At 34.6% G+C, this 24679-nt stretch carries 22 protein-coding genes, 1 tRNA gene, 2 other RNA genes and 3 pseudogenes; 10 read left to right on the top strand and 18 right to left on the bottom strand.

What is annotated here, in order from left to right; genetic code table 11:
- Positions 1–122: 122 nt before the first annotated feature.
- Together MWH06_02590 and MWH06_02585 are read right to left on the bottom strand one after the other, a co-directional pair.
- Positions 123–1484: a bifunctional folylpolyglutamate synthase/dihydrofolate synthase gene (locus MWH06_02590; protein UPA55517.1), complete on the bottom strand. Its 1362-nt coding sequence runs from the start codon at positions 1482–1484 to the stop codon at positions 123–125.
- Positions 1481–2071: an ABC transporter substrate-binding protein gene (locus tag MWH06_02585; protein ID UPA55516.1), complete on the bottom strand. Its 591-nt coding sequence runs from the start codon at positions 2069–2071 to the stop codon at positions 1481–1483. Before MWH06_02585 ends, MWH06_02590 begins: the two co-directional genes overlap by 4 nt.
- Positions 2072–2189: 118 nt before the next feature.
- Between MWH06_02585 and ssrS the strand changes: the two genes are divergently transcribed.
- From ssrS to MWH06_02570, 3 genes are all read left to right on the top strand, one after another.
- A non-coding RNA gene (ssrS, locus tag MWH06_02580) (6S RNA) lies at positions 2190–2350 on the top strand.
- Positions 2340–2831: a type II toxin-antitoxin system RatA family toxin gene (locus tag MWH06_02575; protein UPA55515.1), complete on the top strand. Its 492-nt coding sequence runs from the start codon at positions 2340–2342 to the stop codon at positions 2829–2831. The genes ssrS and MWH06_02575 overlap by 11 nt, the downstream gene beginning before the upstream one ends.
- Before the next feature lie 53 nt (positions 2832–2884).
- Positions 2885–3580: a DsbA family protein gene (locus MWH06_02570; protein ID UPA55514.1), complete on the top strand. Its 696-nt coding sequence runs from the start codon at positions 2885–2887 to the stop codon at positions 3578–3580.
- A 28-nt stretch (positions 3581–3608) separates the two neighbouring features.
- Here MWH06_02570 and MWH06_02565 read toward each other — a convergent pair whose 3' ends face one another.
- Positions 3609–3887 carry a DUF2671 domain-containing protein gene (locus MWH06_02565; protein UPA55513.1) on the bottom strand — a complete coding sequence of 93 codons (279 nt, stop codon included), beginning with the start codon at positions 3885–3887 and terminating at the stop codon, positions 3609–3611.
- Positions 3888–4145: 258 nt separating this feature from the next.
- On the opposite strand from MWH06_02565, the gene MWH06_02560 reads away from it, so the two are divergent.
- Complete coding sequence (locus tag MWH06_02560) at positions 4146–4793, top strand: O-methyltransferase (GenBank protein UPA55512.1); 648 nt, start codon at positions 4146–4148, stop codon at positions 4791–4793.
- A 1-nt stretch (position 4794) separates the two neighbouring features.
- Here MWH06_02560 and MWH06_02555 read toward each other — a convergent pair whose 3' ends face one another.
- Positions 4795–5448, bottom strand: coding sequence for a glutathione S-transferase family protein (locus tag MWH06_02555; protein UPA55511.1), 654 nt, complete (start codon positions 5446–5448; stop codon positions 4795–4797).
- A 213-nt stretch (positions 5449–5661) separates the two neighbouring features.
- Here MWH06_02555 and ffs point away from each other — a divergent pair.
- From ffs to MWH06_02535, 4 genes and pseudogenes are all read left to right on the top strand, one after another.
- Positions 5662–5751: signal recognition particle sRNA small type (ffs, locus tag MWH06_02550), an RNA gene on the top strand.
- A gap of 21 nt (positions 5752–5772) precedes the next feature.
- Complete coding sequence (gene dnaX, locus MWH06_02545) at positions 5773–7374, top strand: DNA polymerase III subunit gamma/tau (protein UPA55510.1); 1602 nt, start codon at positions 5773–5775, stop codon at positions 7372–7374.
- Between the two features lie 3 nt (positions 7375–7377).
- The gene (locus MWH06_02540; protein ID UPA55509.1) at positions 7378–7710 is read left to right on the top strand and encodes a YbaB/EbfC family nucleoid-associated protein; all 333 of its coding nucleotides are present in this window, start codon (positions 7378–7380) and stop codon (positions 7708–7710) included.
- Between the two features lie 940 nt (positions 7711–8650).
- A pseudogene (locus tag MWH06_02535) lies at positions 8651–8792 on the top strand (IS110 family transposase).
- Between the two features lie 42 nt (positions 8793–8834).
- Here MWH06_02535 and MWH06_02530 read toward each other — a convergent pair.
- The 8 genes and pseudogenes from MWH06_02530 to MWH06_02495 form a co-directional block, all read right to left on the bottom strand.
- Positions 8835–9716, bottom strand: a complete 882-nt coding sequence (locus tag MWH06_02530; protein ID UPA55730.1) for an IS3 family transposase — start codon at positions 9714–9716, stop codon at positions 8835–8837.
- 14 nt (positions 9717–9730) lie between these two features.
- Positions 9731–9991 carry a transposase gene (locus MWH06_02525; GenBank protein UPA55508.1) on the bottom strand — a complete coding sequence of 87 codons (261 nt, stop codon included), beginning with the start codon at positions 9989–9991 and terminating at the stop codon, positions 9731–9733.
- Positions 9992–10166: 175 nt separating this feature from the next.
- A complete protein-coding gene (locus MWH06_02520) occupies positions 10167–10586 on the bottom strand; it encodes a DedA family protein (protein UPA55507.1) in 420 nt (139 codons plus the stop codon).
- 6 nt (positions 10587–10592) lie between these two features.
- Positions 10593–11960, bottom strand: coding sequence for a cysteine--tRNA ligase (cysS, locus tag MWH06_02515; protein ID UPA55506.1), 1368 nt, complete (start codon positions 11958–11960; stop codon positions 10593–10595).
- Entirely contained in the window at positions 11953–12609 is a 657-nt protein-coding gene (locus MWH06_02510) for an exopolysaccharide biosynthesis protein (protein UPA55505.1), read from the bottom strand. The genes cysS and MWH06_02510 overlap by 8 nt, the downstream gene beginning before the upstream one ends.
- A 97-nt stretch (positions 12610–12706) precedes the next feature.
- Positions 12707–13362 (bottom strand): annotated as a pseudogene (locus tag MWH06_02505) (exopolysaccharide biosynthesis protein).
- Between the two features lie 166 nt (positions 13363–13528).
- Positions 13529–13696, bottom strand: a complete 168-nt coding sequence (locus MWH06_02500) for a twin-arginine translocase TatA/TatE family subunit (protein ID UPA55504.1) — start codon at positions 13694–13696, stop codon at positions 13529–13531.
- Between the two features lie 173 nt (positions 13697–13869).
- On the bottom strand, positions 13870–14598 hold the full coding sequence (locus MWH06_02495; GenBank protein ID UPA55503.1) for an ABC transporter ATP-binding protein: 729 nt from the start codon (positions 14596–14598) through the stop codon (positions 13870–13872).
- Between the two features lie 148 nt (positions 14599–14746).
- Here MWH06_02495 and MWH06_02490 point away from each other — a divergent pair.
- Positions 14747–14823, top strand: a tRNA-Arg gene (locus MWH06_02490).
- Positions 14824–15776: 953 nt separating this feature from the next.
- Here MWH06_02490 and lepA read toward each other — a convergent pair.
- Both lepA and MWH06_02480 read right to left on the bottom strand, forming a co-directional pair.
- Complete coding sequence (gene lepA / locus MWH06_02485) at positions 15777–17573, bottom strand: translation elongation factor 4 (protein UPA55502.1); 1797 nt, start codon at positions 17571–17573, stop codon at positions 15777–15779.
- Between the two features lie 79 nt (positions 17574–17652).
- Positions 17653–19056 (bottom strand): malonyl-CoA decarboxylase, encoded by a 1404-nt coding sequence (locus tag MWH06_02480; protein ID UPA55501.1) that lies wholly within the window; start codon positions 19054–19056, stop codon positions 17653–17655.
- A gap of 1177 nt (positions 19057–20233) precedes the next feature.
- On the opposite strand from MWH06_02480, the gene MWH06_02475 reads away from it, so the two are divergent.
- The gene (locus MWH06_02475; GenBank protein UPA55500.1) at positions 20234–21049 is read left to right on the top strand and encodes a transposase; all 816 of its coding nucleotides are present in this window, start codon (positions 20234–20236) and stop codon (positions 21047–21049) included.
- Positions 21050–21364: 315 nt separating this feature from the next.
- Here the strand turns inward: MWH06_02475 and MWH06_02470 are convergent, their stop codons facing one another.
- From MWH06_02470 to MWH06_02455, 4 genes and pseudogenes are all read right to left on the bottom strand, one after another.
- Positions 21365–22087, bottom strand: a complete 723-nt coding sequence (locus MWH06_02470; protein UPA55499.1) for a thiamine diphosphokinase — start codon at positions 22085–22087, stop codon at positions 21365–21367.
- Positions 22088–22092: 5 nt separating this feature from the next.
- Positions 22093–22938: an SPFH domain-containing protein gene (locus MWH06_02465; GenBank protein UPA55729.1), complete on the bottom strand. Its 846-nt coding sequence runs from the start codon at positions 22936–22938 to the stop codon at positions 22093–22095.
- A 7-nt stretch (positions 22939–22945) separates the two neighbouring features.
- Positions 22946–23883: pseudogene (locus MWH06_02460) on the bottom strand (M23 family metallopeptidase).
- Positions 23880–24620, bottom strand: coding sequence for a YebC/PmpR family DNA-binding transcriptional regulator (locus tag MWH06_02455; GenBank protein UPA55498.1), 741 nt, complete (start codon positions 24618–24620; stop codon positions 23880–23882). Before MWH06_02455 ends, MWH06_02460 begins: the two are co-directional and overlap by 4 nt.
- Positions 24621–24679 lie beyond the last annotated feature (59 nt).

Below are 24679 nucleotides of genomic sequence, written 5' to 3'. Positions count from 1 at the left end.
TGAGCTACTCAGATGACCCATGCAAACTGCAACCCTAAATGTTGAAGCACTGTCATACACTAAAGGCTGTAATGACAATTTTGGTTGCTTCACACAATACTATAAAGTTATTTTTCCATCGATCAGTCAATATCATCAAAGTTAGTATTCTCCATAGCGAAGTCTCTAGCTAGGAACAATGAGCCACAGATCAGTATGGTTTTGACGTTTTGGATAGAGGCTTTTAATATGTGATTGGATATTGCATCGCCAATTGATTCACATTCAACTGCTTTTATCCCTATGTTATTGGCTTTTTCCCTAATCAAATTTGTATTTGTTGCTTTGGGCTCAGATTTAACACAAACCGCACATAGTAGTTTGATATATGGCTTTAAGTGCTCTAAGAACTCTTCCACATTTCTGTTACGGGTAACACCAAAAACCACATAGATACCTTCAGCAAAATTATCTTTTACCCACTGAGATAGCACTCTAGCACCGTCATTATTGTGTGCACCATCTAAAAATAATTGCCAATTTTTTGGTAATAAAGAAATTAAATTGCCCTCTTTTATACGCTCCAGTCGTGCAGGCCAGTAGGTACGCTGTAAACCTGAAGTGATATCCTCTTCTCCAATATCAAATCCATATTTTCCACTTAAAATACTACATGCTGCAATAGCATTGCCTGCATTAATCACCTGATGATCACCCTTTAAAGATGGCAAAGAAAATTCTATTGATTGAATAGCTGATTGAAAAATCATTTGAGCTCCAGCACGTGACCTCTCATTTTTTTGTTTCTGGATCCCAGTTTGGATGACAGATAGTCGTTTTTTGCAATTCCATTCAAGGCCTCCTCTATACAGAGGAGATTTCTTATTTATTGCGTAGTGTTCTAGCGTGTTCATTACAGATTTTTCTTGTGGTGCTATTACGCAAGGAACATTAGGTTTCATTATTCCAGCTTTTTCACCTGCTATGGTTTCTACGGTAGGGCCAAGATATTCTGTATGATCAAGGGCAATGGAAGTAATGATTGTTAAAATCGGATTATCTATAACATTTGTTGCATCAAGCCTTCCACCCATACCCACTTCAACTAAAGTTATATCGGCTTTATGACGAGAAAAAGCTAAAAAAGCTGCAATAGTTGCAGCTTCAAACAAAGTGATAGGTTGTTCTGCAATTACGGCACGGCATTCTTCTAACAAGCTATATAATTCATTATCGTCGATATAACTGCCTGCAATAACTATTCTTTCATTAAAATTCACCGAATGTGGAGAAGTGTATGCGTGTACCTTATACCCTGCTGCTTGCATTATATATCTTATAAATGCTAGTGTTGAGCCTTTCCCGTTAGTTCCAGCTATATGAATTGTGGGCGGCATTTTTTTCTCAGGATTGCCCAATTTATTTAGAAAGCTTTTCATGCGATCAAGAGAAAAATCCTTTGGTCTACTACCAAGCGGTTTAGGCCAATGAGGCATATATATCATGGATTGTTATTGCATTTTAATTCAGCTATAACGTTTGCTATGCCATGCGTGTCGATTTTTTCACTAAATTGAGAACGTTGATTAATAGCAATACTTATTCCACTCATTACAACATCACTTATCAAGAAAGAACTGTTATTTTTAGTAACTTTAAAATCGATATTTGTAAATTCTTCATCACCGTAAGAAAATCTTGTACCAATTAAGCAAGTTTCATCGTCAACTGCTTTTGTACTCATTATGATCATTTCACTATCATGCATGTATTTATATAAAATTTTAACGCACAAACGCATAAGATACACTTCATACTCTCTTAAAAAATCTTCTTTTTCTTTTTGTTTAACTAAAGCCCAATGTTTCCCTATAACGAATTGCGATATTCCTTTGAGGTTAACATTATTCTGAATGAACTCCTGAAGCTTTTCGTGTACATGCCCTAGGTTTTTTCTATTTCCTTTTGTAGATATACCATCCACTTGTTGCTTCATAGTATGCACAAAAATTTTATGATCTGTACAACTAGTGTAAGCTCTTGAAGAAATTACAATAAAAACAATAATGATTAAAACTTTAGTAATATTCATAAGATATATTTATTAACTATGATACTTAGAATGCAAAGTTTAATAAAGATTAAATAATAATCGCTGACTTTTAATATACCTATAGACATGCCTTGTGTAAATCATCTATAATTCAAGTAAGGGTCTGTGCTATGCGTTATGAGTTAAGTTAAATTTCCCGAGCGATAATTTCTAGTCAAGGGAATTGCCTCTATTGATTTCGTTGAAATTAATACGCGATGCCCACCTTAACTTTAGTCTCAGGAATCTACTAAGGCTGACGGTAGATATGGATCCTATTTTGATTGGTTTAACATTTATGCTTCATCAATGCAGAGAACAAGGTACCTTCCTATGTTTGCCTAATGAGGTATTCCAAATTGTAATTGATGTTGAAAGGTATCCTGATTTTGTTCCTTGGTGCAAAGCCGTTTATATAAAAGAAAAAATTGACAACCAAATGGTTGTGGATCTTCTCGCAGCTTTTCATGGAATTAAAGGAAAGTACACATCAGAAGTAACCTTTCTTTCTCCAAGTGGAACAAATGAAGGTTGGATAAAAGCTGTATCATCAAATGGAATATTTAAACATCTATGCAATGAATGGCAATTCATTCCCATAGATGAAAATAAAACTATGGTAAAGTTTTATATAGAGTTTAAGTTTAAGTCCAACTCATTTTCCACTTTATTAAACTCAGTATATAAATATACACAGAGTAAAATAATTGCTGCATTTAAAGATAGGGCTGAAAGCCTTGCTAAACAAAAGTTATCTTGACATTATTAATATAAATATGTAATTTTTTTAGTAAGTTAAGTGTTTGTATTGTAATGACTTTCAGACTATTGTTTTTACTAATTCTTATGAGTGTTAATTCTTATGCAGTTGTTAAATCCAGTAACCAACATATTCAAAAAGAAACTAATGAAATAACATCAAAGGAGTTACTATCACTATTACCTGATGATAAATTATTAGGAGATCCAAAAGCACCAATTCTAATGATAGAATATGCTTCATTAACTTGCTATCACTGCTCTCTTTTTCATAAGAATGTTTTTCCTAAAATTAAAGAGAAATATATAGATACAGGTAAGATGTTATATATATTTCGTCATTTTCCTTTGGATTACAGAGGGCTAAAGGCTGCAATGCTAAGTCATTGCTACGAAAAACAAGAAGACTACTTTAATTTTAACAAAGCTGTTTTTAACTCAATAGATTCGTGGAATTACTACAATTTAAGTGATTTGACTTTACTACAAAGAATTGCTGCACTAAGCAACTTAAAGCAAGATGCATTTAACCAATGCATTAATGATAAGAAAATTATGGATAAAATCGTAAATGATAAATCACTGGCAATCAATAAACTTGGTATCACAGCCACTCCAATATTTTTCATCAAGCTTAACGATGGTAAGTCATATATAGAGCATAATAAAGTTAAACATGAAGGGTATAAAGAGCTGAAATATCTCACTGATGTGATAGATAAATTATATGAAGAAGCTATAGTGAAGTAATACCACTGTAGCTTACCATATAAAGACTCTATTCTGGGTCATTGTTTTTCACTACTGTTTGATGTTTTTTACGCTCAAACTCTCTTTTTTTACTGTGCCAAGTGTAGTAATACATAGCGATTTTATTCTCTATTAATACTATTGTCCCATCATAAAACTGAACCATATCCATAACTTTTCTCTGAGCTTCATTAAAACGTTCTTTATACTTTTCACGATAAGCTGGATTATATAGTAACGTAACCCCTTCATTCTTGTTAGATTTTTTGTTTAACGTTTCAACTTCACTAGCAATAGTATAAGACATATAACCCCCTCTAATTGATTATAAAAATTATATTTTAAAAAGAGAAATGCGCATAAACAATCCCTTTAATTCTAGTATAATAATCGATTGTTTATTATACTAGTTAACTATAGTACGATATATAATAATTTTTGTCACTTAAAATTTTATACTATGAAATAATAACTTAAAATAAATGTTTTTATTATTTTAAACTATATTATTATATTTATAAATTGTGTATGAATTAAGCCTCCCTAATTTATAATATAAAACGTAATGCGTAATAATTCTAGTATAAAATCGTCATATATAAGAAATCTATTTGCAAAAGAATATAAAAAAATAGGAGGATATTGTATTCTTGAAAAAAAGCAACATATTCAGATTGGCCCTGAAGAAGGAAAGCTATTAAGTTTATTTATAAAAATCCATAAAATCAAAAGTATTGTTGAGGTTGGCACATTATACGGTTATTCGTCGATTTGCATGGCAAAAGCTCTACTAGAAGACGGTCATATATATACAATAGAAAATAATCCTCAACACTCAAGAATAGCAAAAAAAAATTTTAGTGCTTTTAATCTAAGTGATGAAATTACTCTAATAGAAGGTGATGCACTGGAAAAAATTAATGAATTATCAGCAAAGGCACCATTTGACATGATATTCATCGATGCTGACAAAAGTAGTTATCCTAAGTATTTGGATTGGGCAGAGTCATACATTAAACAAGATGGGCTAATCGTTGCAGATAACACTCTATTATTTAATACAGTATTTTTAGAATCGCCTCCAAAAGAAGTATCAGAAAAATCATGGCATGCTATGAGGGAGTTTAATAATAGATTATCAGATGAAAAGAAATATTTCTCTATATTGATTCCAACTGATGAAGGAATGACTGTAGCTTTAAAGCTAACATAAGTTAAAAATCAAGGTCAGCGTAATGTTTAGGAGGGGTTAAACCGGAAACTCTCTCTAATAATATCTCACGAAAACAAGGCTTTGATTTAACAATGGAGTACCATTCTTTTAAAATTTTACTTTTTTCCCATGGAAAACTACTTACATAATCCATTATGGAAATATGCGATGCTAAAGCAATATCAGCCAAAGTGAACTTATCAGTTGCAAGCCAAACGTTCTTGTTAATTAAGTGTTCGATGTATTCCATATGGCAAGGCAGGTTATGCTGAGCTGCATGAAGAAATCTAGAGTCAGGGCTGCGGTTAGTAATTACTTTTTCATTCATAATATACTTAGTAACTTCATTGTAAAATTTGTTGTCGAACCAATTGATTAGAGCGCGTATTTTAGACTTAATAATAGTGGATGAACCAAGTAATTTGACGTCGCTATTGTAAGTCTCTTCTATATATTCACAAATGGCATTACTATCCGCTATTACAAAGTTATTATCTATTAATACTGGTACTTGCCCAGTTGGATTGATCTCCATAAATTCATTCCGTTTTTCCCACGGATTTTCATACACTAGATCGCAGCCTAATTTTTTTTCTTTTAGAAAGGTTCTAACTTTTCGTGAAAATGGACAAAGAGGAAAATGATATAAAATCATAATATTCCTCTTTTGTTATCCCAGTACCTATAGGTTATTATTCCAGTGTGTGACACTATCTTTTTTCTCTGGATCCAAGTTGGAATGACAAGAGAAGAGTATTTTAGGTAACAGTTGTTTACTCCAAAGTAATGTTGCAAGAGATCTAACATATAAATTATTAAGGTTAATATAGGATATACCTTGCTAAATAAAAAAAAAGTATAATATTTTATAAGGTATGCAGGCAAAAACTCTGTAATTTGGTCAGATCAGAAATGAAGCAGCCATATCAGAACCTTTTTGGGTTGCATACCTATTTCATTATTTGTTTTATCCGAGGCTATGAATATAGCATTAAAACATCGTCCTAGTAGCTTTAAGGATCTAGTAGGTCAAGATATATTAGTGCGTATATTAGAAAATGCTTTTATTTTAAACAAAATCCCACAGTCTATACTGCTCTCTGGTAGTAGTGGAGTTGGTAAAACCACCACTGCAAGGATAATAGCTTTATGTTTGAATTGTTCCCTGGGGCCAATTTTTGAACCTTGCGGATCATGTGAAAATTGTCTAGCAATAAAAAATTCAAGCCATCCAGATGTAATTGAAATCGATGCGGCAAGTCACACTAGCATTGACGATATTAAAGTAATCCTGGGAGATATTTGCTATTCACCTATAAGCTCTAAATTCAAAGTCTACATTATAGATGAAGTACATATGTTATCCAGCAGTGCATTTAACGCATTACTTAAAACCCTAGAAGAGCCACCATCTAGTGTAAAATTCATTTTAGCAACTACAGAAATAAAAAAGATACCAATAACTATTATTGCACGTTGTCAAAGATTTGACTTACACAACATTCCTGTAGCTAAAATAGTGGAACGTTTAAATGATGTTGCACAAAAAGAGAGTTATTCCATTGAAAAGGGAGCATTAGAATTAATTGCACGACACTCTGGAAATTCAATGCGTAACGCCTTGTTTTTGATGAATCAAGCAGTGCTACATAGCAAAGATGGTGCAATATCCACTAAAAATGTGACAGACATACTTGGCCTAGTGGATAAAGATATTATATTCGATCTATTAGGAGCAATATTAGAAGGTGATTTACAGGAAGCTCTATCAGTGTTTGACAAGGCGATGAAAACAGCAAACCCACTTAGTATTTTTGAAGGTCTATTGCAAACAATTCAGCTAGTATGCCGTTTTTTGATTACAAAAGAAATTGATAATGCAGTTACAGAGTATGAAAAGAACAGGATAAAAGATTTAAGTATAAAGAAGTCTTTAATATTTTTTTCGAGATTGTGGAAGGTGTTGCTTAAAGGTATTCAAGATATAAAAACTTCAACATGCAATGATGTTGCTGCTGAAATGATGCTAATTAGTCTTTGCTATCTCTCTGATCTACCTTCTCCAGAACAGGTGATCAAAAAAGTTCTTTCACAGAATGTAAAGCAAGGAAATAGACAGGGCAGACCTGTTGCACCTTCCCCCTCTGTTATCCAAGTAGCTGACTATTCGGATCCAAAAAAATATGTGGAAAGTAAACAACAACCCCACTCTGTCATCCCAGTGCGTGACACTGGGATCCATGTGGAAAATAAACAACAAAATTACGATTTTGATAAGATTTTGCAACTATTAAGGCGGAGTAACCAAATTTATCTTTACAAACAACTGTGTAATAATCTACAATTAATAGATTGTAAACCTGGATATTTAAAATTAAAAGCTGTATCTAAGTTGGATAGTAATTTTTGCAATGATTTAAAAAATTACTTAAACCAGGTGACTCAGCAGGAGTGGGTTATTACAGTTGATACGGGTTATATAAATAGGGAAGTGAGTAATTTAAATTATGCACCTGCAGTTAAGGATATACTTGATACATTTAAAGGTGCAAAAGTAGTTAATATAGAAAATAAGGAGTAAGTTGTGGATTTTAGTCAAATAATGAAACAAGCGCAAGAGATGCAAAAAAAGCTTGCAGAAGCTCAAAAAAAATATATTGGGAAAGAGTTTCAAGGTATTTCTGGTGGTGGCAAAGTTTCTGTATTAGTGGAAGTCATAAAAATAGGTAGCTATAAAGCTAAAAAGGTGAACATAGACTTAGAACTTATGAGAAATGAGGAAAAAGATATAGTAGAGGATTTAGTGACAGCAGCATTTAATGATGCCATTAAAAAGGCAGAAGAAGATATGGCAAATGCAACCTCTGATCTTGCAGGTATGATGGGTTTACCACCTGGGTTCAAACTTCCTTTTTGAATTTACTACTGAAGTTTCTTTTAGTGTAAGTATTTCTTTTTTAATATTTCTCGCTAGTACTTCTTCATATAATGCGCCTATAGCTAGCACAGCCTTACGTCATACCGCCGCGGTATCTTCATCCGCTAACACGTAGCGGGATGACGATTGTCGGTGAACCTAAGTTACTTTAGCTATAAATATTAAGAAATTTACCAAATGAAAAAAAAGGCAAAAGAAGCCCCGTTGGTGACTAGTTATTTATATGTACTTCAAAATATTGGCGTTTTTTATTCTAAACGCTACGATTCAGCCGCTTTTAAATGCAACTAACCTAAATTATAAACGTTAAGAAATTTACTGAGCGGAAAAAAAGGCAAAGAAACCCCAGGGTAGCTAGTATTCAAATTCTCCCTTGTCTATTTGACGTCTTTTGCTGTCTTAAACGCTTTATAAGCGCGTTTCAGCTTATATAGGTAGAAACCTAGAAGTTTTATAAAGACATGAGGTGCACATAGTGCAAAAATTAAGCATGATTTACGCCAAATACATTAAGTTTTTTGTCATTAATCCACTGCAGAGATTGCGAAGATAAATAAATAGCTTCACTTTCATGATAAGGGGGCTGGCGGAGTTTGTCAAGCAAGTTTTTTCGTTTCTATTCCCAATAAAAGTTCGTCATATGGTTATGCAAGCATCGAACAGACGAAATCTGTCAAATCAGAAAGAAACACACAAATTTAAGTTTTTAGTAGTTTTCAAGTATAGTTGTACAGGGAGCGCCTTTGCAGTTATGACCGACATTTTCAATGGTGCCTAAGTGCCCGTATGCAAGCATGGTTTTGGAAGGAACGGTCAAATCATTGATGGAGTCATTTAGACTACCTCGGTTAGGAGATTGTACTATCAACCGTTCCAAGCTGAAGCGTTTCCCTATTACAAATTATATGTAGGGGTTACCATGAAAAAAGCAAAAAGTAAATTAGAAATAGTGAATCCTAATGCAGCAGGAATAGACATTGGTTCAGCTGTACACTATGTGTGTGTACCTGAAGGAAGAACGCGTTCAGAAATTTGGCTGCTTTACTGAAGACCTTCATAACTGACCTTACCCAGGAAAAGTGGAGAGAAAGTTGGGAATGTTTTTACAAAGAGAATGATGAATCAAAAAGCTCAGGGATGCAATAGTTAATAGTAGAATGTCTGCGTTGTTTGTTATAAAAAATTTCTATATATTCAAATATAGCAGTTTTAATAGACTGTTTGGAGTACTTAGCAGTATTTATTAATAACTCTCTTTTCAGAGAACTAAAGAAACTTTCTACAACGGAATTGTCGTAACAATAGCCTTTGTGACTCATGCTAGGAACTATATTCTTTATAGCTAGTAGATTTTGGTAATTTTTTGAAGTATATTGTGAACCTTGATCGCTATGTAATAGTAGATTCTTGGGATGGTTACGCTTGTAAATGGCCATTAACAAAGAGTCAATAACCAACTGTTTATTTATTGAGCTACTCATCGACCAGCCAACTACCATACGTGAATATAGATCGATTACTACTGCCAAATATAGCCATCCTTTCTTGGTTCTTATATAAGTAATATCAGTCACCCACACTTTATTTGGTTGATCGGTAATAAAATTTTGATCTAATATATTGGGAACTATGACTCTATTGTCAGTTTGCCGTTTCTTGGTTTTAAATTTTCTTTTAAGTATAGCCTTAATGCCATTTTCTTTCATAACATTTTGCACTGTTTTGATGTTGTAATTTTTACCTAAAGCTTTCAATTCAGCATGAATTTTAGGGGCACCATATCTGCATTTAGAAACTTGATGTATTTTTTGAATATCTGCTAATAGATCTTTTTTTGCCAATTCCCTATTGCTTATTTTTTTAGCAAGCCATTTGTAATAACCACTAGCAGATACACCAGAAATTCTACATAATTCTTGTACTTTATAGCAATTGCTATGCTCTTTTATAAAAAGATATTTTACTCTTTTTGACTGGCAAAATATCCCAGGGCTTTTTTTTAAATGTCTCTTTCCCTTGTTACTCTTGCTAACTCTCTCTTTAAGTCAAATCTCTCTTTATCATAAGGCGCTACGTTACCCCTGCCCGGAAATGCATTTACTGCTGACTTTTTCTCGTTATACTTCTTTATCCACTTACCTAATATACCGGGATTTATACCTAGATCCCTTGCTATTTGTGAAATTGTTTCTCCCCTTTCTCTGAAAAGTTTTACAGCTTCTTCTTTGAACTCTGCTGTATACTCTCTTCCATTTGTCATATTGCACCTCTTTATGAAAACATTTTTTACTATAAAAACGTCTCAACTTTCTCTCCACTTTTCCTGGGTAAGGTCATCCCATGACTATTGAAATTTTGCATTTAATTTATAGCTCAGCCTCTGTCAGGGCATAGGATGACAGAAGTGGGCTTCAATAGCTGTAGTACTATAGCTGTTATACTCCAAAAGTAAGTATTAGATATAATAAATAGAAGAAATTAGATAGAATGATTAAAAGGGCAAGGATATAAAGGTTTAACTTGAAATAACCTGATAAAATTTGAATCACACTTCCAAGTGCTGGCACCCATGAAAGTAATGCAACTGCACAAATCAGTAAATTTCTTACGACTTTTGGTGTTGTGTGCTCGTTCTCTAGTTTGTGGTATGATTTTCGTATAGAGATTGTTATTCTACCTAAATACCAGTTAACTATTCCACCAAGGCTTGATCCTAGTACTCCAAAAAATAACATAAGTAGTGGAGTGTAATACGACCTGAAATAAAGCATATTATTGAACACAAAACCTCGACGTATGGGTAAGATGAGTGACGATACTAGACTATCTGTAAATAACAGGAAGTAGCTTTCCATATGAATTTACCAGGTTGTTGTACCATCTTCATTGTCAGAAATTGTAATCCCCATTTGTTTCAATTGATCCCTTATTTTGTCTGCAGTATCGTAATTTTTATTTTTTTTTGCAATTTTTCTTAAGTCTATCAACCTTTTTATTTCTTGATGACTTACACCAGCAGTAAACCACTCTTGATAACTTGACTCAAGAAGACCAATAAATCTGGCACTCTTAATAAAACTTTCAGTTAATTTAAGCTTTTCACTTTCATTACTCATTTTGTTAATTTTTGTAGCCATTTCATGTAATATAGCTAGAGCTTCAGGAATGTTTAAGTCGTTTTTTAAAGCGTCTATAAAATCTTTAGAAATCTCTGCGTTACTTTCATTTATTGTATCTAAATCACGTAATAACCGATAAAATTTATTTAAGGTTTCCTGTGCATCAGAAATAACGTTTTCTGTCCAATCAAGTGGTTTTCTGTAGTGAGTTTTGAGCAGTGCATAGCGTATTACTTCACCCTTTATTCCATTATCTAGCAAATCTCTTACTTTGACTATATTAAATAAGGACTTGCTCATTTTTTCTTCATTTACTGTAAGAAAGCCGTTATGTATCCAGTATTTTGCAAACATTGATCCAGCAAATGCAGACTTACTCTGTGCAATTTCATTTTCATGGTGAGGAAATTGTAAATCTATGCCGCCACCATGAATATCAAAATCTTTGCCAAGATAAGCATATGACATTGCTGAGCATTCTATATGCCATCCAGGCCTGCCCTCTCCCCATGGGCTATCCCAATAACTTGAAAGTTTGTAGTCAATATCACTTGCAGGCTTCCACAGCACAAAATCTCCAGGGTGCTTTTTATTTTCATTAACTTCAACTCTGCTACCTGGAACCAATTCATCGGTTTTTTTTCCTGATAAAGCACCATATCCATGGTAAGATTCTATATCAAAATACACGTGTTTGTCAGATTCGTAAGCGTGGCCTGATTGCAGTAAATGTTCAATTAATTCTATAATATAATCTACGTTTTCCGTTGCTTTTGGCTCGTGTGTTGGCTCTTTACAATTTATGCTTTCCATATCATCATGAAAAGCTTTAATGTAATATGTGGTTATACTTTCTATGTTGCTATTTTTTTCACTTGCTGCATTAATTATCTTATCATCAATGTCGGTTATGTTACGCACATAGGTAACTTTGCCATAACAAAACTTAAGTAGCTGAAATAACACATCATACACAACAACAGACCGTGCATTGCCTATATGTGCTGTGTCATATACTGTTGGTCCGCAAACATACATTTTCACATGATCTTTATCGATAGGTGTAAAAAGCTCCTTTTTTTTTGTTAAGGTGTTATAAAGCCTAACCATATACGAAGCTTTTGAGAAAAGAAAATGCCCCAATGATAAGTTGTGGCCCTTTGACTACTACAACAAGAGTAAGCAATAGCCCACACAATGATATTAAAACTCCTAATATGGATAGAAACCCATCTTTACTCATAATGCCAAGCGAAATAAGAGTCGTACCAATTGCAGGAATGAAGTTAGTAAGAGGTAGTGGAAGAGCTATCGATAATGCACAAAGCAACATTACAAAAGCTAAAATCTTTTCACCTGGCCCATAGAAAATAAAAGACATTCTTGGCTTCATGAATTTTTCTATTTTTCTTAATGCTGGAGAAGTTTTCTCCACCACAAGAGCTAGTGTTGAACGCTGAAAAGATTTTCTTTCTAGCCAACTGGGCATCCAAGGAGAATCAAATCCAAATAGAAGCTGCAGTGAGAATAAGATTAAAGGTATAGAAAGAATAGTTGTATAACCAGGTGGAACCGGTATAGGCACCGATAGCGGCAAGGAGAAGATGATTATTAAAATACCAAAACCGCGCTCATGCAAAGCTGCTTTAATGTCAAACAAAGTTACTTTATCGCTATCATTGTTATTGGTATCTGCAACCTCTTTTAGAATATCAGAAGCTAATTTTTTATTTTCGGTCAGTTTCTTACTTTTTTGCACAAGTTACTCTTTAATACAACTATTCTTTCTAACTAACATAATTATTGCCATATTTCAATATGCATTATTCATTTTGCGCTAGTAATTCGTTCTTTTGTTAAAGTGTTGCAAAGCTTTTAAGAAGAGAAAGTGCTCCAGTTATAAGTTGTGGTCCTTTGACTATTACAACAAGAGTAAGCAACAACGCACACAATGACACTAAAACTCCCAATATGGATAGAAACCCGTCTTTACTCATAATGCTAAGTGAAATAAGAGTTGTGCCAATTGCAGAAAGGAAGTGAGTAAAAGGTAATGGAAGAGCTATTATTATTGCACAAAGCAACATCATAAAAGCCAGAATCTTCTCACCAGGCCCATAGAAAATGAAAGACAGTCTTGGCTTCATGAATTTTTCTATTTTTTCTAATACAGGGGAAGTTTTCTCTACCACAAGAGCTAGTGTTGAACGCTGAAAAGATCTTCTTTCTAGCCAACTGGGCATCCAAGGAGAATCAAATCCAAATAGAAGCTGCAGTGAGAATAAGATTAAAGGTATAGAAAGAATAGTTGTATAACCAGGTGGAACCGGTATAGGCACCGATAGCGGCAAGGAGAAGATGATTATTAAAATACCAAACCGCGTTCATGCAAAGCTGTTTTAATGTCAAACAAAGTTACTTTATCGCTATCATTGTTATTGGTATCTGCAACCTCTTTTAGAATATCAGAAGCTAGTTTTTTATCTTTAGTTAGTTTCTCACTTTTTTGCACAATTATCCTTTAATAAAATATTCCTCCTAAGCTAACATAGTTGTTGCTGTATTTCAATATTTGTTATTTATTTCATACCAACACTTCATCTCTTTCATTTTTTAACCTGACTAAGTTTTTAAACAGATGACATGCACTAAGGTGCATGTCACGAAGTATGAGGACGCTAATGATCTGGTTCATTAGACGATAATTTTTCTGAGTCCTTAAGCTCCTGTTTAAGGTTTTTGATGCCTTTTCCTAAATCACCCATAACTTGCGGTAATCTGCCTGCACCAAACAGAACTAAAATTATTATCAAGACTAGAAACAATTGCCATGGTCCTAAACTCATTTTCACCTCCATTTAAAATATTGACCTTTAAATATTAAAACTTGACTGAAGTCAAGTAACACATAGATTATATCACCTTTATTTAATTATAAATCAAGGTTTTTTAATTATTTTATAACAATTCCAAACTAGATTGTTTTCTTGCAGCGAATAAGTGGAAACTTTTCGCTTAACTATAGAGTAGAGGAGAGCTCACTAAAAAACTTTGCTAGCGTATCATCTTTAGGCCTATGGTATATATCGCTAGAAACCCCTGATTGAATAATTTTACCATTTTTCATTACGTAGATAAAATCTGCAACTTTCAATGCTTCTTGCGGGTCATGAGTTACCATTAGCACAGGGATATTTTTACTTCTAAAAAGGGACAATATATGTTGTCTTATTCGGCACTTGAGCAGTATATCCAAATTAGAAAATGGTTCATCTAACAACACAACATCAGGGTTTTGTGCCATCACTCTTGCTATTGCAACTAATTGTTGCTGTCCTCCAGATAAGGCGTTAGGGTACATATTTTCATATTTTTCTATATTGAGTAACTTCAAGATTTCCAATGCAATTAGGTGCTTTTCTCTCTTGGAAGAGCTGCGGATAGCAAAGGTTATATTTTCTACTACTGTTTTGTGAGGAAATAATGCAGAATGCTGAAAAATCAATCCGATATTTCTATGCTCTATAGCGATTGATGCCTTATTGCTTGCAACTAACCTATCATTTATAAAAATAGTTCCAGATTTTGGATTTTCTATCCCTGCAATTAATTTCAAAATTGTTGACTTGCCACAGCCAGAATGCCCCAATAAACATGCAACACTTCCTTTTTTTACTTTAATGTTTATATTGCTTAAAGCAAAGTCGTCTTGATTGTTATAGAAATAACCAATGTTGTTAACTAGCATTAATCTTACTTAAACCATGTTATTAAATATAATAGCATTATACTCAAGAAGTACAGAAATGTTTCTTGTCGTCATAAATTGGTTATGCAAGAAGTCTAGAAAAGAGAAGGATTTTTTGCTATAACTTTACATAAATGGTAGGAAACACGGGACTATAGCTCAGCAGGATAGAGCGTTGGACTCCTAATCTGAAGGTCGTGCGTTCGAATCGCACTAGTCCCACCACATTGCTTCACAAATTTCATGAAGATTTTTTTTTCACAAATACACACACCTATTCCAGTGTCAAGCGCTGGAATCTCGGCAACCCCTACGTCATACCGCCGCGGTATCTCTTAGCCGTTAACAAGTAGCGGGATAACGGTTGTCAGGCCAGCGCCCCTATGATGTCATCCCAGTCTGGGATCCAGGAATTTTATTAAGTATAAAAGTAGCCGTTTTATGTTAAAATGTAACGTTTTGATGATTATGAAAAAGTTGGATTCCAGACTGGAATGACAGCAGTCCTACGTCATACTGCCACGAACCGTCATACCGCCGCGGTATCTCTTAGCCGCTAACAAGCAGCAGACCGTCATACCGCGATTCATTCGCGGTATCTCATCCGCTAACAAGTAGCGGGATACTTGACCTTTACAGGGATGACAGTTGTCGGTAGGCCTAAATTACTTTAGCTACAAACATTAAGAAATTTACCAAACGAAAAAAAAGGCAAAAGAAGCCCCGTTGGTGACTAGTTATTTATATGTACTTCAAAATATTGGCGTTTTTTATTCTAAACGCTACGATTCAGCCGCTTTTAAATGCAACTAACCTAAATTATAAACGTTAAGAAATTTACTGAGCGGAAAAAAAGGCAAAGAAACCCCAGGGTGGCTAGTATTCAAATTCTCCCTTGTCTATTTGACGTCTTTTACTGTCTTAAACGCTTTATAAGCGCGTTTCAGCTTATATAGGTAGAAACCTAGAAGTTTTATAAAGACATGAGGTGCACATAGTGCAAAAAATTAAGCATGATTTACGCCAAATACATTAAGTTTTTTTGTCATTAATCCACTGCAGAGATTGCGAAGATAAATAGCTTCACTTTCATGATAAGGGGGCTGGTGGAGTTTGTCAAGCAAGTTTTTTCGTTTCTAACGGTTGTTGCCAAAAACTATACAAGAAGTCTTTTAAGATTAATCACTTATCTTCAAAGCTTGAATAAAAGCATTCTGTGGAATATTTACGTTCCCTATAGAATGCAACCTTTTTTTACCCTTCTTTTGCTTTTCAAGTAGTTTCATTCTTCGCGTTACATCTCCACCATAGAGTTTAGCTGTTACATCTTTTCTATATGGATTAATCGTTTCTCTGGCAATAATTTTCCCGCCCACTGCCGCTTGAATCGCGATTTTATATTGCTGACGTGGTATTAGATCCTTCAAGCGTGCGCATATTTCACGCCCCCTTTTTTCTGCTCTGCTTTTGTGAGCGATACAAGCCAGTGCATCTACGGGTTCTCCATTAATTAAAAAGCTTAATTTATCTATTTGGCTTACCAGATAGCTGGAAATTTCCCAATCCAAACTTGCATACCCCTTGGAAATTGATTTTAATCGATCATAAAAGTCAAAAACAACTTCAGACAGTGGTAACTTATATCTTAACAATGCTGTTGTTGTGTTACCAATGTAAGATAAATCTTCCTGTTCTCCCCTTCTCTCTTCACATAATGATAGAATCTCACCTAAATATTGGTCAGGGACCATTATGGTTGCAGTAATCCACGGCTCTTTTACCATTTCAATCTTTGTTGGATCTGGCATGTCACTAGGATTATGAATGCTAAGAACTTCACCACCTTGCGTTGTAACCTTATATATAACACTCGGTGCAGTTGCTGTTAGATCTAGATCAAATTCTCTCTCGAGCCTTTCTTGAATAACTTCAAGATGCAACATTCCCAAAAAACCACAACGAAATCCATAGCCTAGCGCATTTGAAGTTTCTGCTTCAAAAGTAAAACTTGCATCATTCAAATGTAATTTTTCCAGTGCTTCTCTTAAATATTTAAAGTCGTCCGTTTTATTAGGAAAAATACTACAAAATACCACAGGGTGCACTTCTTTAAAACCAGGCAATGCCTCGCTGCACGGTCTTTTCTCTTCAGTAATAGTGTCTCCCACTCTACAGTCTGTAACTTCCTTCATTGAAGCAGTGATAAAACCAACTTCACCTGCTGAGAGTTCACCTGTCATTACTTTTTTAGGAGTAAAAATACCGATATTGTCCACTTGGTATGTAGAGTTATTAGACATCATAACAATCTTCATGCCCTTTTTTAGCACTCCATTTTTAATTCGTACTAAAATTACTACTCCCAAATAAGTGTCATACCAACTATCAACTAAAATTGCCTGTAGTGGAGCATTCACATCACCTTGAGGAGCTGGAAGTTTTGTCACTATAGCTTCTAATACATCCCTTATTCCAAGACCAGTCTTGGCTGATATTAAAACTGACTCACTTGCATCAATGCCAATTACTTCCTCAACCTGGAGTTTTACCTTTTCTGGATCTGCAGCAGGGAGATCAACTTTATTGAGTACAACTATTATTTCATGATTGTTGTCAATTGCCTTGTATACATTTGCAAGAGTCTGAGCTTCAACACCTTGACTGCTATCTACCACTAAAAGTGAGCCTTCACACGCTGCTAAACTTCGACTTACTTCATACGAAAAGTCAACATGACCTGGAGTGTCCATGAGATTTAAGCAATATTGATTACCATCATTTGCAGTATAGTTGAGCCTTACCGTCTGTGCTTTAATTGTAATCCCACGTTCGCGTTCTATATCCATCAAATCAAGCACTTGATTGGTCATTTCTCTTGCTTCAAGGCCGTTACATTTCTCTATTAAACGGTCAGCAAGCGTTGACTTACCGTGGTCTATATGCGCTATTATTGCAAAATTTCTTATGTTGTTCATTTATTGCCCACTATACTTAATTAGTGAAACTATTTTACATTTTAAGTGTTGTGAGGGCAATTATTTATTAAGAGACTATTTACTCCTTCAACATAGACGACACTTTTTTCGAGCAGGAAATAACCTTATTAACCATATAGTTTTCATGATTATTATCTATTTTAGGCAACTCATACAGATAATTTACCATCATTCCAGCCGACTGACTAATACCCTTTTCAGAAGTATCCGCCATCCAGTTTAGTTGTCTTATCGATGCACCATTGCTTAAATGAAAATGCGCCACCGGGTCATAAGCATTTCGATTACTATTGTTCACTTTTAGTAAATAATATACACATAGTTTAAGCAAGCATTGTTTTACTGCACTTTCACATTCAATGTTAGTTTTTAATTGCTCTGCACTTTCTAAAATTTCTGCACTAGATTGTTTTATATTTAGTTTGCCCAATAAAGTGACATCTTGGTTTAGATTGTTTTTTAGCCATTTCGTAAAGCCAGGTATTGGAGAAAGAGTTGCGTATGTTTTTATACTTTTAAACTCTTGTGATAGCTTTTCTACAACCCTTTTGATCAAAAAATTACCAAGGCTGATTCCAGATAACCCTGCTTGAGTATTTGATATTGAGTAGAATATAGCAGTGTTTGCACTACTTGGGTCACTTGAAGGCACTGATTCATCTAAAAGGTGTTGGATGCTATCTGCAATCTTATTCACCAATGCAACCTCTACAAAAATTAGAGGTTCGTTCGGTATCTTGTAATGAAAAAAAGCAAAACAGAGACGATCAGAATCTAGTCTGTTTTTTAAGTCATCCCAAGAGGAAATTTTATGCACAGCTTCATATTTTATAAGTTTTTCTAGCAATGATGCAGGTGAATCCCAGGTGATTTGACGAAGATCGAGTAGATCAACATCAACCCAAGTATAGAGTATATTTTTTAATTCATTCTCTAGTGGATTCAAGCTTCTATATTGGTTCTTTAGCTTAAGCACATCAGAACGCATATCAACAATAAACTTGAGGCCTTCTGGTAAAGAAATAAATTGCTTTAATATTTTAGAACGTGGTGATTCAAGAATTTTTATTAAATCCTGCTCAAATTTATAGTTTAACTCGGGATCTTGGTTTTTCTTATACTCTTTAATTTTCTCATCTATTTCCGCTTTATTCGGATTAAATTTTTCTGCCAGGGTTTGTAGAAATTTTATTTTACCTTTCTCTGATAAGCTCAAGTACAAATTACCAAGAGATACAGCGTTCTTACGTGCTGAAACCTCCCCTCCCTTTGGGTTTAAGCACTCGTTCATCTTCAAGGCTAAACTATCGATATCGCGACTGTTGCTTAAATCAGGACCGATGTTACCAATCCACGATCTTACAGCATCTGCCACTTCACCTAGTATTTTAAAAAAGCTTCTTACCGCTTTTTTGTCTTCAACTTTCACTATATCAGTTTTTACCAATGATTCTTTTGTCATAGATTTCCTTTATTATACATGGCTAATGCAAGTCAGGTTTCCCTACGTCATACCGCCGCGGTATCCCGCTAACAAGCAGCGTGATGACGAATTTGTCGTTTGTCAAATCGTCGGTAAACCCAAGTTATTTTAGCTACATATAGCTTAAGTTAAAGGAAAATTTTAGCTACATAGCAGGCACTATTACTGAATTATTAATAATTCAGTAATACAATAGACTTCTTGCACTACCTCCCAAGCCACAACTGTCATTCAGTAGAAACGAAAAAACCTACTTGACAAACTCCGCCAGCCCCCTTATCATGAAAGTGAAGCTATTTTATTTAACTTCGCAATCTCTGCAGCAGATTAAAATGACAAGAAAACTTGTATTTGGTGTACTATTGTTTAATTTTTTGCACTATGTGCATCGTATGTCTTTATAAAATTTCTAGGTTTTTACCTATATAAGCTGAAACGCGCTTATAAAGCGTTCAAGACATCACCCAACGTCAAATTTTAAAATAGAGAGTGTAATAACTAGCTACCACGGGTTTTCTTTGCCTTTTTTTTCTGCCTAGTAAATTTCTTAATATTTATAGCAACATGAACTGGGCAGGAAGGTGTCATTCCAGTGCTCCTTTTTTTGTCATCTGAGTAGCCCCTATGATGTCATTCCAGTGGGTGACGCACAACTGTACGAACGTTGTAGTTTGGGAGCAATTCCCACCAGTGGGGTGTCATCCCAGTGCCCAGACACTGGGATCCAGCTTCTATGCAACTTAATTAAAAACGTTTGTTTTAGCGTAAGACAACTACCTTTAGCTCATCAGCTCAGTTATAAGCAAAATTTCTGGATTCCAGACTGGAATGACACCATTTGCTGTGCAATTTACCTTCAAAAATGAATGTTCGTACAGTTGTGCGCGTGACGCTGGAATCTAGTTCTTATTGTACATTTACTTGGTGTAGAGTTAAGTTTCCTAGATCCCAGTGTCTGGGCACTGGGATGACAAAAAAGGGGCTACTCGGATGACAAGAAAGGAGCACTGCCATTATAGAGTAAACCAGTGTCAAGCACTGGAATGACATCATAGGGGCTACTTTCATTACATCATAAGACCTGCTGAAAAAGGTGATTGAAAAAATGATGTGAGAGAGGTAGAAGAAGAATAAGCAGATCAAGTAAGGAAAAAAAATGAGCTTTAGTTACTATAATATGAAAAAACACCCAAGAAACTTTCGTAATATAACAGGTTTAACTATAGAGGAGTTCGAAAAAGTAGTGGAAAAAGTGAGGTCTGGATGGGAAAAACAGAAAAAGTGTCATGGTAGAAGATCAAAACTACCAACTCTGGAAGATAAGTTGTTTTGCGTAATTTTGTACTATCGCACTTACATAACACATAGATTTTTAGGATGCCTATTCAATGTACACAACGCAAATGTATGTAGGTTACTTAAGAGAATAGAGCCATTACTCGCCAAAAAAGTGACTATAACAAAAGATAGAAGTATGACGCCAGAAAAAATACTGAAGATTTTGGCTGATGTTACAGAACAGCAAATACAGAGACCAGAAGATAGTAAAAAACGGAAGAAATCATATTCAGGAAAAAAAAGAACCAACACTATGAAAACTGAGATTATTATCGAAGAAGGAGGAAGAATTTTATCAGTGTCAAAGTCATACCGTGGTAGAATTAGTGATTTCCGCATAAGGAAACAAGAAAAATATTTACCACTTGATAGCATAAAACATGCCGATTCTGGATATCAAGGTTGGCAAAAATTGCAAAGCAATGTTATAATTCCATATAAAAAGTATCGTAAAAAGCCATTAACTCCAGAGCATAATAGAAGATTAGCATCATTTAGAATGAGAGTAGAAAACAAGATCCGAGAGATAAAGATATTTAAGATTATGTCGAATGTTTATCGCAATTTTCAGAAAAAATATAACCTGAGGTTCAATATTATTGCTGGTATTGTAAATCTTAAGCACGCCTTTTAGTTAACCTTGATTTTAGTCACCCTCCTTTCCTTTTTTTTATCGCTTGATTCGCAGCAGGTCTATTCTTTTTCCTGGATCCAAGTAGTCAAGCTACTCGGATGACAAGAAAGGAGCACTGCCATTACAGAGTAAAATGAGATCCCAGACTGGAATGACAAGAAGAGGGTACTTGGATAAGAGGCATTGCCCTTCTGGTAGCACAATGTTCGTACAGTTGTGTGCTTGACACTGGAATGACACGTCATAAAGGAACCAGTGTCAGCTACTTGGATGATACCTTTTTTCTACTTAGTTTGGGTTATGCAAGAAGTCTATTTACTTCTTAACTTGACGCACATGATGTCTTGCAGCATCATCTACTGCTTCTAAATAAACCATCGCCAAACATATACCACTGTGTACTTCTATAGATAACTTATTGCCTAAACTTCGATTAAAGCAAGAATTCTTTCCTGGAAAAGCAAGTTTATTAAGACATAGTTCCCATTTTAACCCTTTAGTTGATATTTGTGCTGTGGGCATACCAAGTAAAGATATCTTAGTACCTTTCGGCAAAGAAAAATGGGTAATACTTTTTTGTAGGATGTAACCTACCATGGGAGGTGAAGGTGTGTAAAAGATACTGCCCGTACTTAGAAAAATGTTAATATTCTGTAGTATGTGATCAATTGCTCCTCCAGTAATACCCGTTACTATTGATGGCAATAACTTTACTGTTTTTAAGTGAGCCATTGCTTTAGAAAAGTCGCAATAATCTTGATCAGGTAGATATATCGTATTCAAATTAGCACGTAAATCCGGATTTACGCTATCCAAATCTCCTACTACAAGATCAGGTTTCACGCCAATTGATAGAAGTTTGTTTGCTCCTCCATCTACAGCAATAATAGGTATATCTCGTTTAAAAAACGATGAGCTCGGTATTTCTCCATTTAGCACTACAATAGAACGATATTGTTGTTGTGTACTGCAGTGCAGCACATGATCATGGTGCAGGTTTTGCATCGTAGTAACATTTTTGAATATTGATATTAGCAATTATTCTAATTATTATCCAAACTAATCGTTGGTTGTGCATCTTGCTCAGAGATCAGGGCAACCAACAAATTATTTATCAATTGAACCTTTTGCTTGCCATCTAATTGTAAGCTTTTGTTTTTTTCAAAATGAGCTATTACTTCCTCAATAATCCCTATTGCATTTTGCACTATATGCCTTCTTGCCGAAGTGATAGCATGTGCTTGTTGACGCCTTAACATTGCTTGTGCAATCTCGGACGAATACGCCAAATGCGATATTCTTGCTTCTGTAATCTCAATTCCTGCAATATCTAATCTTTGTTGTAACATTGACCGCAATTCATTCGAAATTTTATCAGAATTTTTACGTAAAGATTCCTCATCGCTTTCGCTATCATACGGATAATTGCTTGCTAATTCTCTTATTACTGAGTCACTTTGTACAAAAACAAATTCGTGATAGTTGTTAACATTATAATACGCCTTTGCAGGGCTGTTTACTCTCCAAACAATTACTGCAGAAATCTCTATTGGACTTCCATTTGCATCATTCACTTTTATTTTTTCTGTGTTAATATTCTGAAATTTTAGGGAAACTATATATTTGCTTGAAAAGGGAAGCGTTATACATATTCCAGACTTAAAATAAGTTCCAATATAATGACCAAAAAACTCTATCACTCTTGCTTCATTAGGGTCATTAATAAAAAATCCTTGAAGAAAAGTCAAAATTAAAACAGCAGCAACTCCAAGCGCAATTGTGCTGTCATATGCAAAAAAAAGCAGCGATAAAATTAATCCTAGTGCTATTAGTACAGGAAAAAACCGGAGTTGACTTAAATTTCTATCGTTTATCGTATTCTTATCCATATTGTCTTTAAACTTCTTTTTCACTTGAACCCTCTCTGTTGATCGTTTTATTTATCTTATTTATAAATAGTTTAAACTCTCTTAATTCATGATCAGGCAATTTTACTTCAGTTTTATGCGCTATCGTAAGCGGATCGATGTGTTTGCCGTTATATATAACTTCGTAATGTAAATGAGGGCCTGTTGCAACACCAGTGCTACCAACATAGGCGATGACCTGCCCCTGCTTTACTTTAGAGCCTAACTTTATATCGCCACTAAATCTACTTATATGCGCATAACAGGTTGAATATTCATTTTTGTGTTTTATTTTGATATAATTTCCATAGCCACCATTCTTTCCTATATATTCTACCACACCCTCTGCAGCAGCGTATATGGGAGTGCCAGGCTTAGCTGCATAATCCACTCCTTTGTGAAAAGCAATTTTACCGCGAACAGGATGCTTTCTATTGCCAAATTTTGAGGATATGCGATAATCTCCATTTAAAGGATTTGCAAAAATTTCGTCATTTTTTAAGCTTATTCCTTCTTTATTAAAATACTTTTCTTTGCCGTCTTGCGATTTATAATGATATAAACTAATAGCTTTCTTGTTTATTGTCAGTGAAGCATATAAAATCTTTTCTTCAGTCTTCTGATTACTGAGCGATCTCTCAAAAAGAACCTCCAATTTACTCTTCGGCACAATGTCTTTTTTAAAATCAACACCAAAATCTTTATATATGTTGATCAATTTTACCACTGTATTTGGCGCCAACCCTTCTGTGTCAAAAAAAGAGGATTTTATGTCACTAGATATGAATAACAACTTTCCATCACTTTCTGTCGTCAAAGTAGCTTTTTTTTTCTAATTCCATGCTGGAATGGCTGTGCAAGATCTGTTGATGTTTCAGTAGCATATGCTGGTAAAATACAAAGCAATACAAATATTACTAGCCTCATAGCTTATCAACAAAAGTAAAATTACCTTCCACATACTGTACATCATCATTATCTTCTAGCTCTTCAACCAATGCAGATAATTTATCAATCAACTCTTTATCGCTAATTTCAATCAGATCTTTTGGCTGCCATGAAAGACGAGCAAGTTCTGGTTCTCCGAATTTTGCATAAAAGGCATCACGTACTTTACCAAAATCTTTTATTTCACAAGTTATAACGTGTAATCCTTCTTTGTCATTTTCCTCAACATTCAATACTTCTAACTCGATCCCATAATTAAATAAATCATCAAAATTCACACCCTCTGCTTTATAGACGATTAAGCCTACATGATCGAAAAGGTAACTAACACTTCCTGTTTCTCCTAAGTTTCCACCTTTACGAGAAAAGATATAACGTACCTCAGAAGCAGTACGGTTGCGGTTGTTAGTCAAGGCATGGACAATGAGTGCAGTGCCAGAAGGGCCATGACCTTCATATTGGATTTCCTCATAATTTTCTCCAGCAACATTACCAGTTGCATTTTTTATTGCTGTTTCTATTTTATCTTTTGGTAGATTTTCCTTGCGTGCAGCAAATATAGCAGAGCGAAGGCGCGGGTTGAGTTCTGGATCGGGTAGCCCTTGCTTTGCAGCAACTGTTATTTCTCTAATCAGCTTCGTAAATTTTTGAGAGCGCTTTGCATCCTGAGTGCCTTTCCGATGTTTTATATTTGAAAATTGTGAATGACCGGCCATATTCAAATAGTTAAAAACCTAATTATATATCAAAGCATAGAAAAAACTAAAGCAAATTT

It is taken from the genome of Wolbachia pipientis (assembly GCA_023052945.1).
GTDB lineage: Bacteria > Pseudomonadota > Alphaproteobacteria > Rickettsiales > Anaplasmataceae > Wolbachia.
This window is presented reverse-complemented; position numbering and strand designations above follow the sequence as displayed.

Excerpts from the sequence above, each read along its gene's own strand:
- MWH06_02590 (UPA55517.1), bottom strand. The coding sequence starts at position 1,484 with ATGATATATATGCCTCATTGGCCTAAACCGCTTGGTAGTAGACCAAAG.
- MWH06_02585 (UPA55516.1), bottom strand. The coding sequence starts at position 2,071 with ATGAATATTACTAAAGTTTTAATCATTATTGTTTTTATTGTAATTTCT.
- MWH06_02575 (UPA55515.1), top strand. The coding sequence starts at position 2,340 with ATGGATCCTATTTTGATTGGTTTAACATTTATGCTTCATCAATGCAGA.
- MWH06_02570 (UPA55514.1), top strand. The coding sequence starts at position 2,885 with ATGACTTTCAGACTATTGTTTTTACTAATTCTTATGAGTGTTAATTCT.
- MWH06_02565 (UPA55513.1), bottom strand. The coding sequence starts at position 3,887 with ATGTCTTATACTATTGCTAGTGAAGTTGAAACGTTAAACAAAAAATCT.
- MWH06_02560 (UPA55512.1), top strand. The coding sequence starts at position 4,146 with ATGCGTAATAATTCTAGTATAAAATCGTCATATATAAGAAATCTATTT.
- MWH06_02555 (UPA55511.1), bottom strand. The coding sequence starts at position 5,448 with ATGATTTTATATCATTTTCCTCTTTGTCCATTTTCACGAAAAGTTAGA.
- dnaX (UPA55510.1), top strand. The coding sequence starts at position 5,773 with ATGAATATAGCATTAAAACATCGTCCTAGTAGCTTTAAGGATCTAGTA.
- MWH06_02525 (UPA55508.1), bottom strand. The coding sequence starts at position 9,991 with ATGACAAATGGAAGAGAGTATACAGCAGAGTTCAAAGAAGAAGCTGTA.
- MWH06_02520 (UPA55507.1), bottom strand. The coding sequence starts at position 10,586 with ATGGAAAGCTACTTCCTGTTATTTACAGATAGTCTAGTATCGTCACTC.
- cysS (UPA55506.1), bottom strand. The coding sequence starts at position 11,960 with ATGGTTAGGCTTTATAACACCTTAACAAAAAAAAAGGAGCTTTTTACA.
- MWH06_02500 (UPA55504.1), bottom strand. The coding sequence starts at position 13,696 with ATGAGTTTAGGACCATGGCAATTGTTTCTAGTCTTGATAATAATTTTA.
- MWH06_02495 (UPA55503.1), bottom strand. The coding sequence starts at position 14,598 with ATGCTAGTTAACAACATTGGTTATTTCTATAACAATCAAGACGACTTT.
- lepA (UPA55502.1), bottom strand. The coding sequence starts at position 17,573 with ATGAACAACATAAGAAATTTTGCAATAATAGCGCATATAGACCACGGT.
- MWH06_02480 (UPA55501.1), bottom strand. The coding sequence starts at position 19,056 with ATGACAAAAGAATCATTGGTAAAAACTGATATAGTGAAAGTTGAAGAC.
- MWH06_02475 (UPA55500.1), top strand. The coding sequence starts at position 20,234 with ATGAGCTTTAGTTACTATAATATGAAAAAACACCCAAGAAACTTTCGT.
- MWH06_02465 (UPA55729.1), bottom strand. The coding sequence starts at position 22,938 with ATGGATAAGAATACGATAAACGATAGAAATTTAAGTCAACTCCGGTTT.
- MWH06_02455 (UPA55498.1), bottom strand. The coding sequence starts at position 24,620 with ATGGCCGGTCATTCACAATTTTCAAATATAAAACATCGGAAAGGCACT.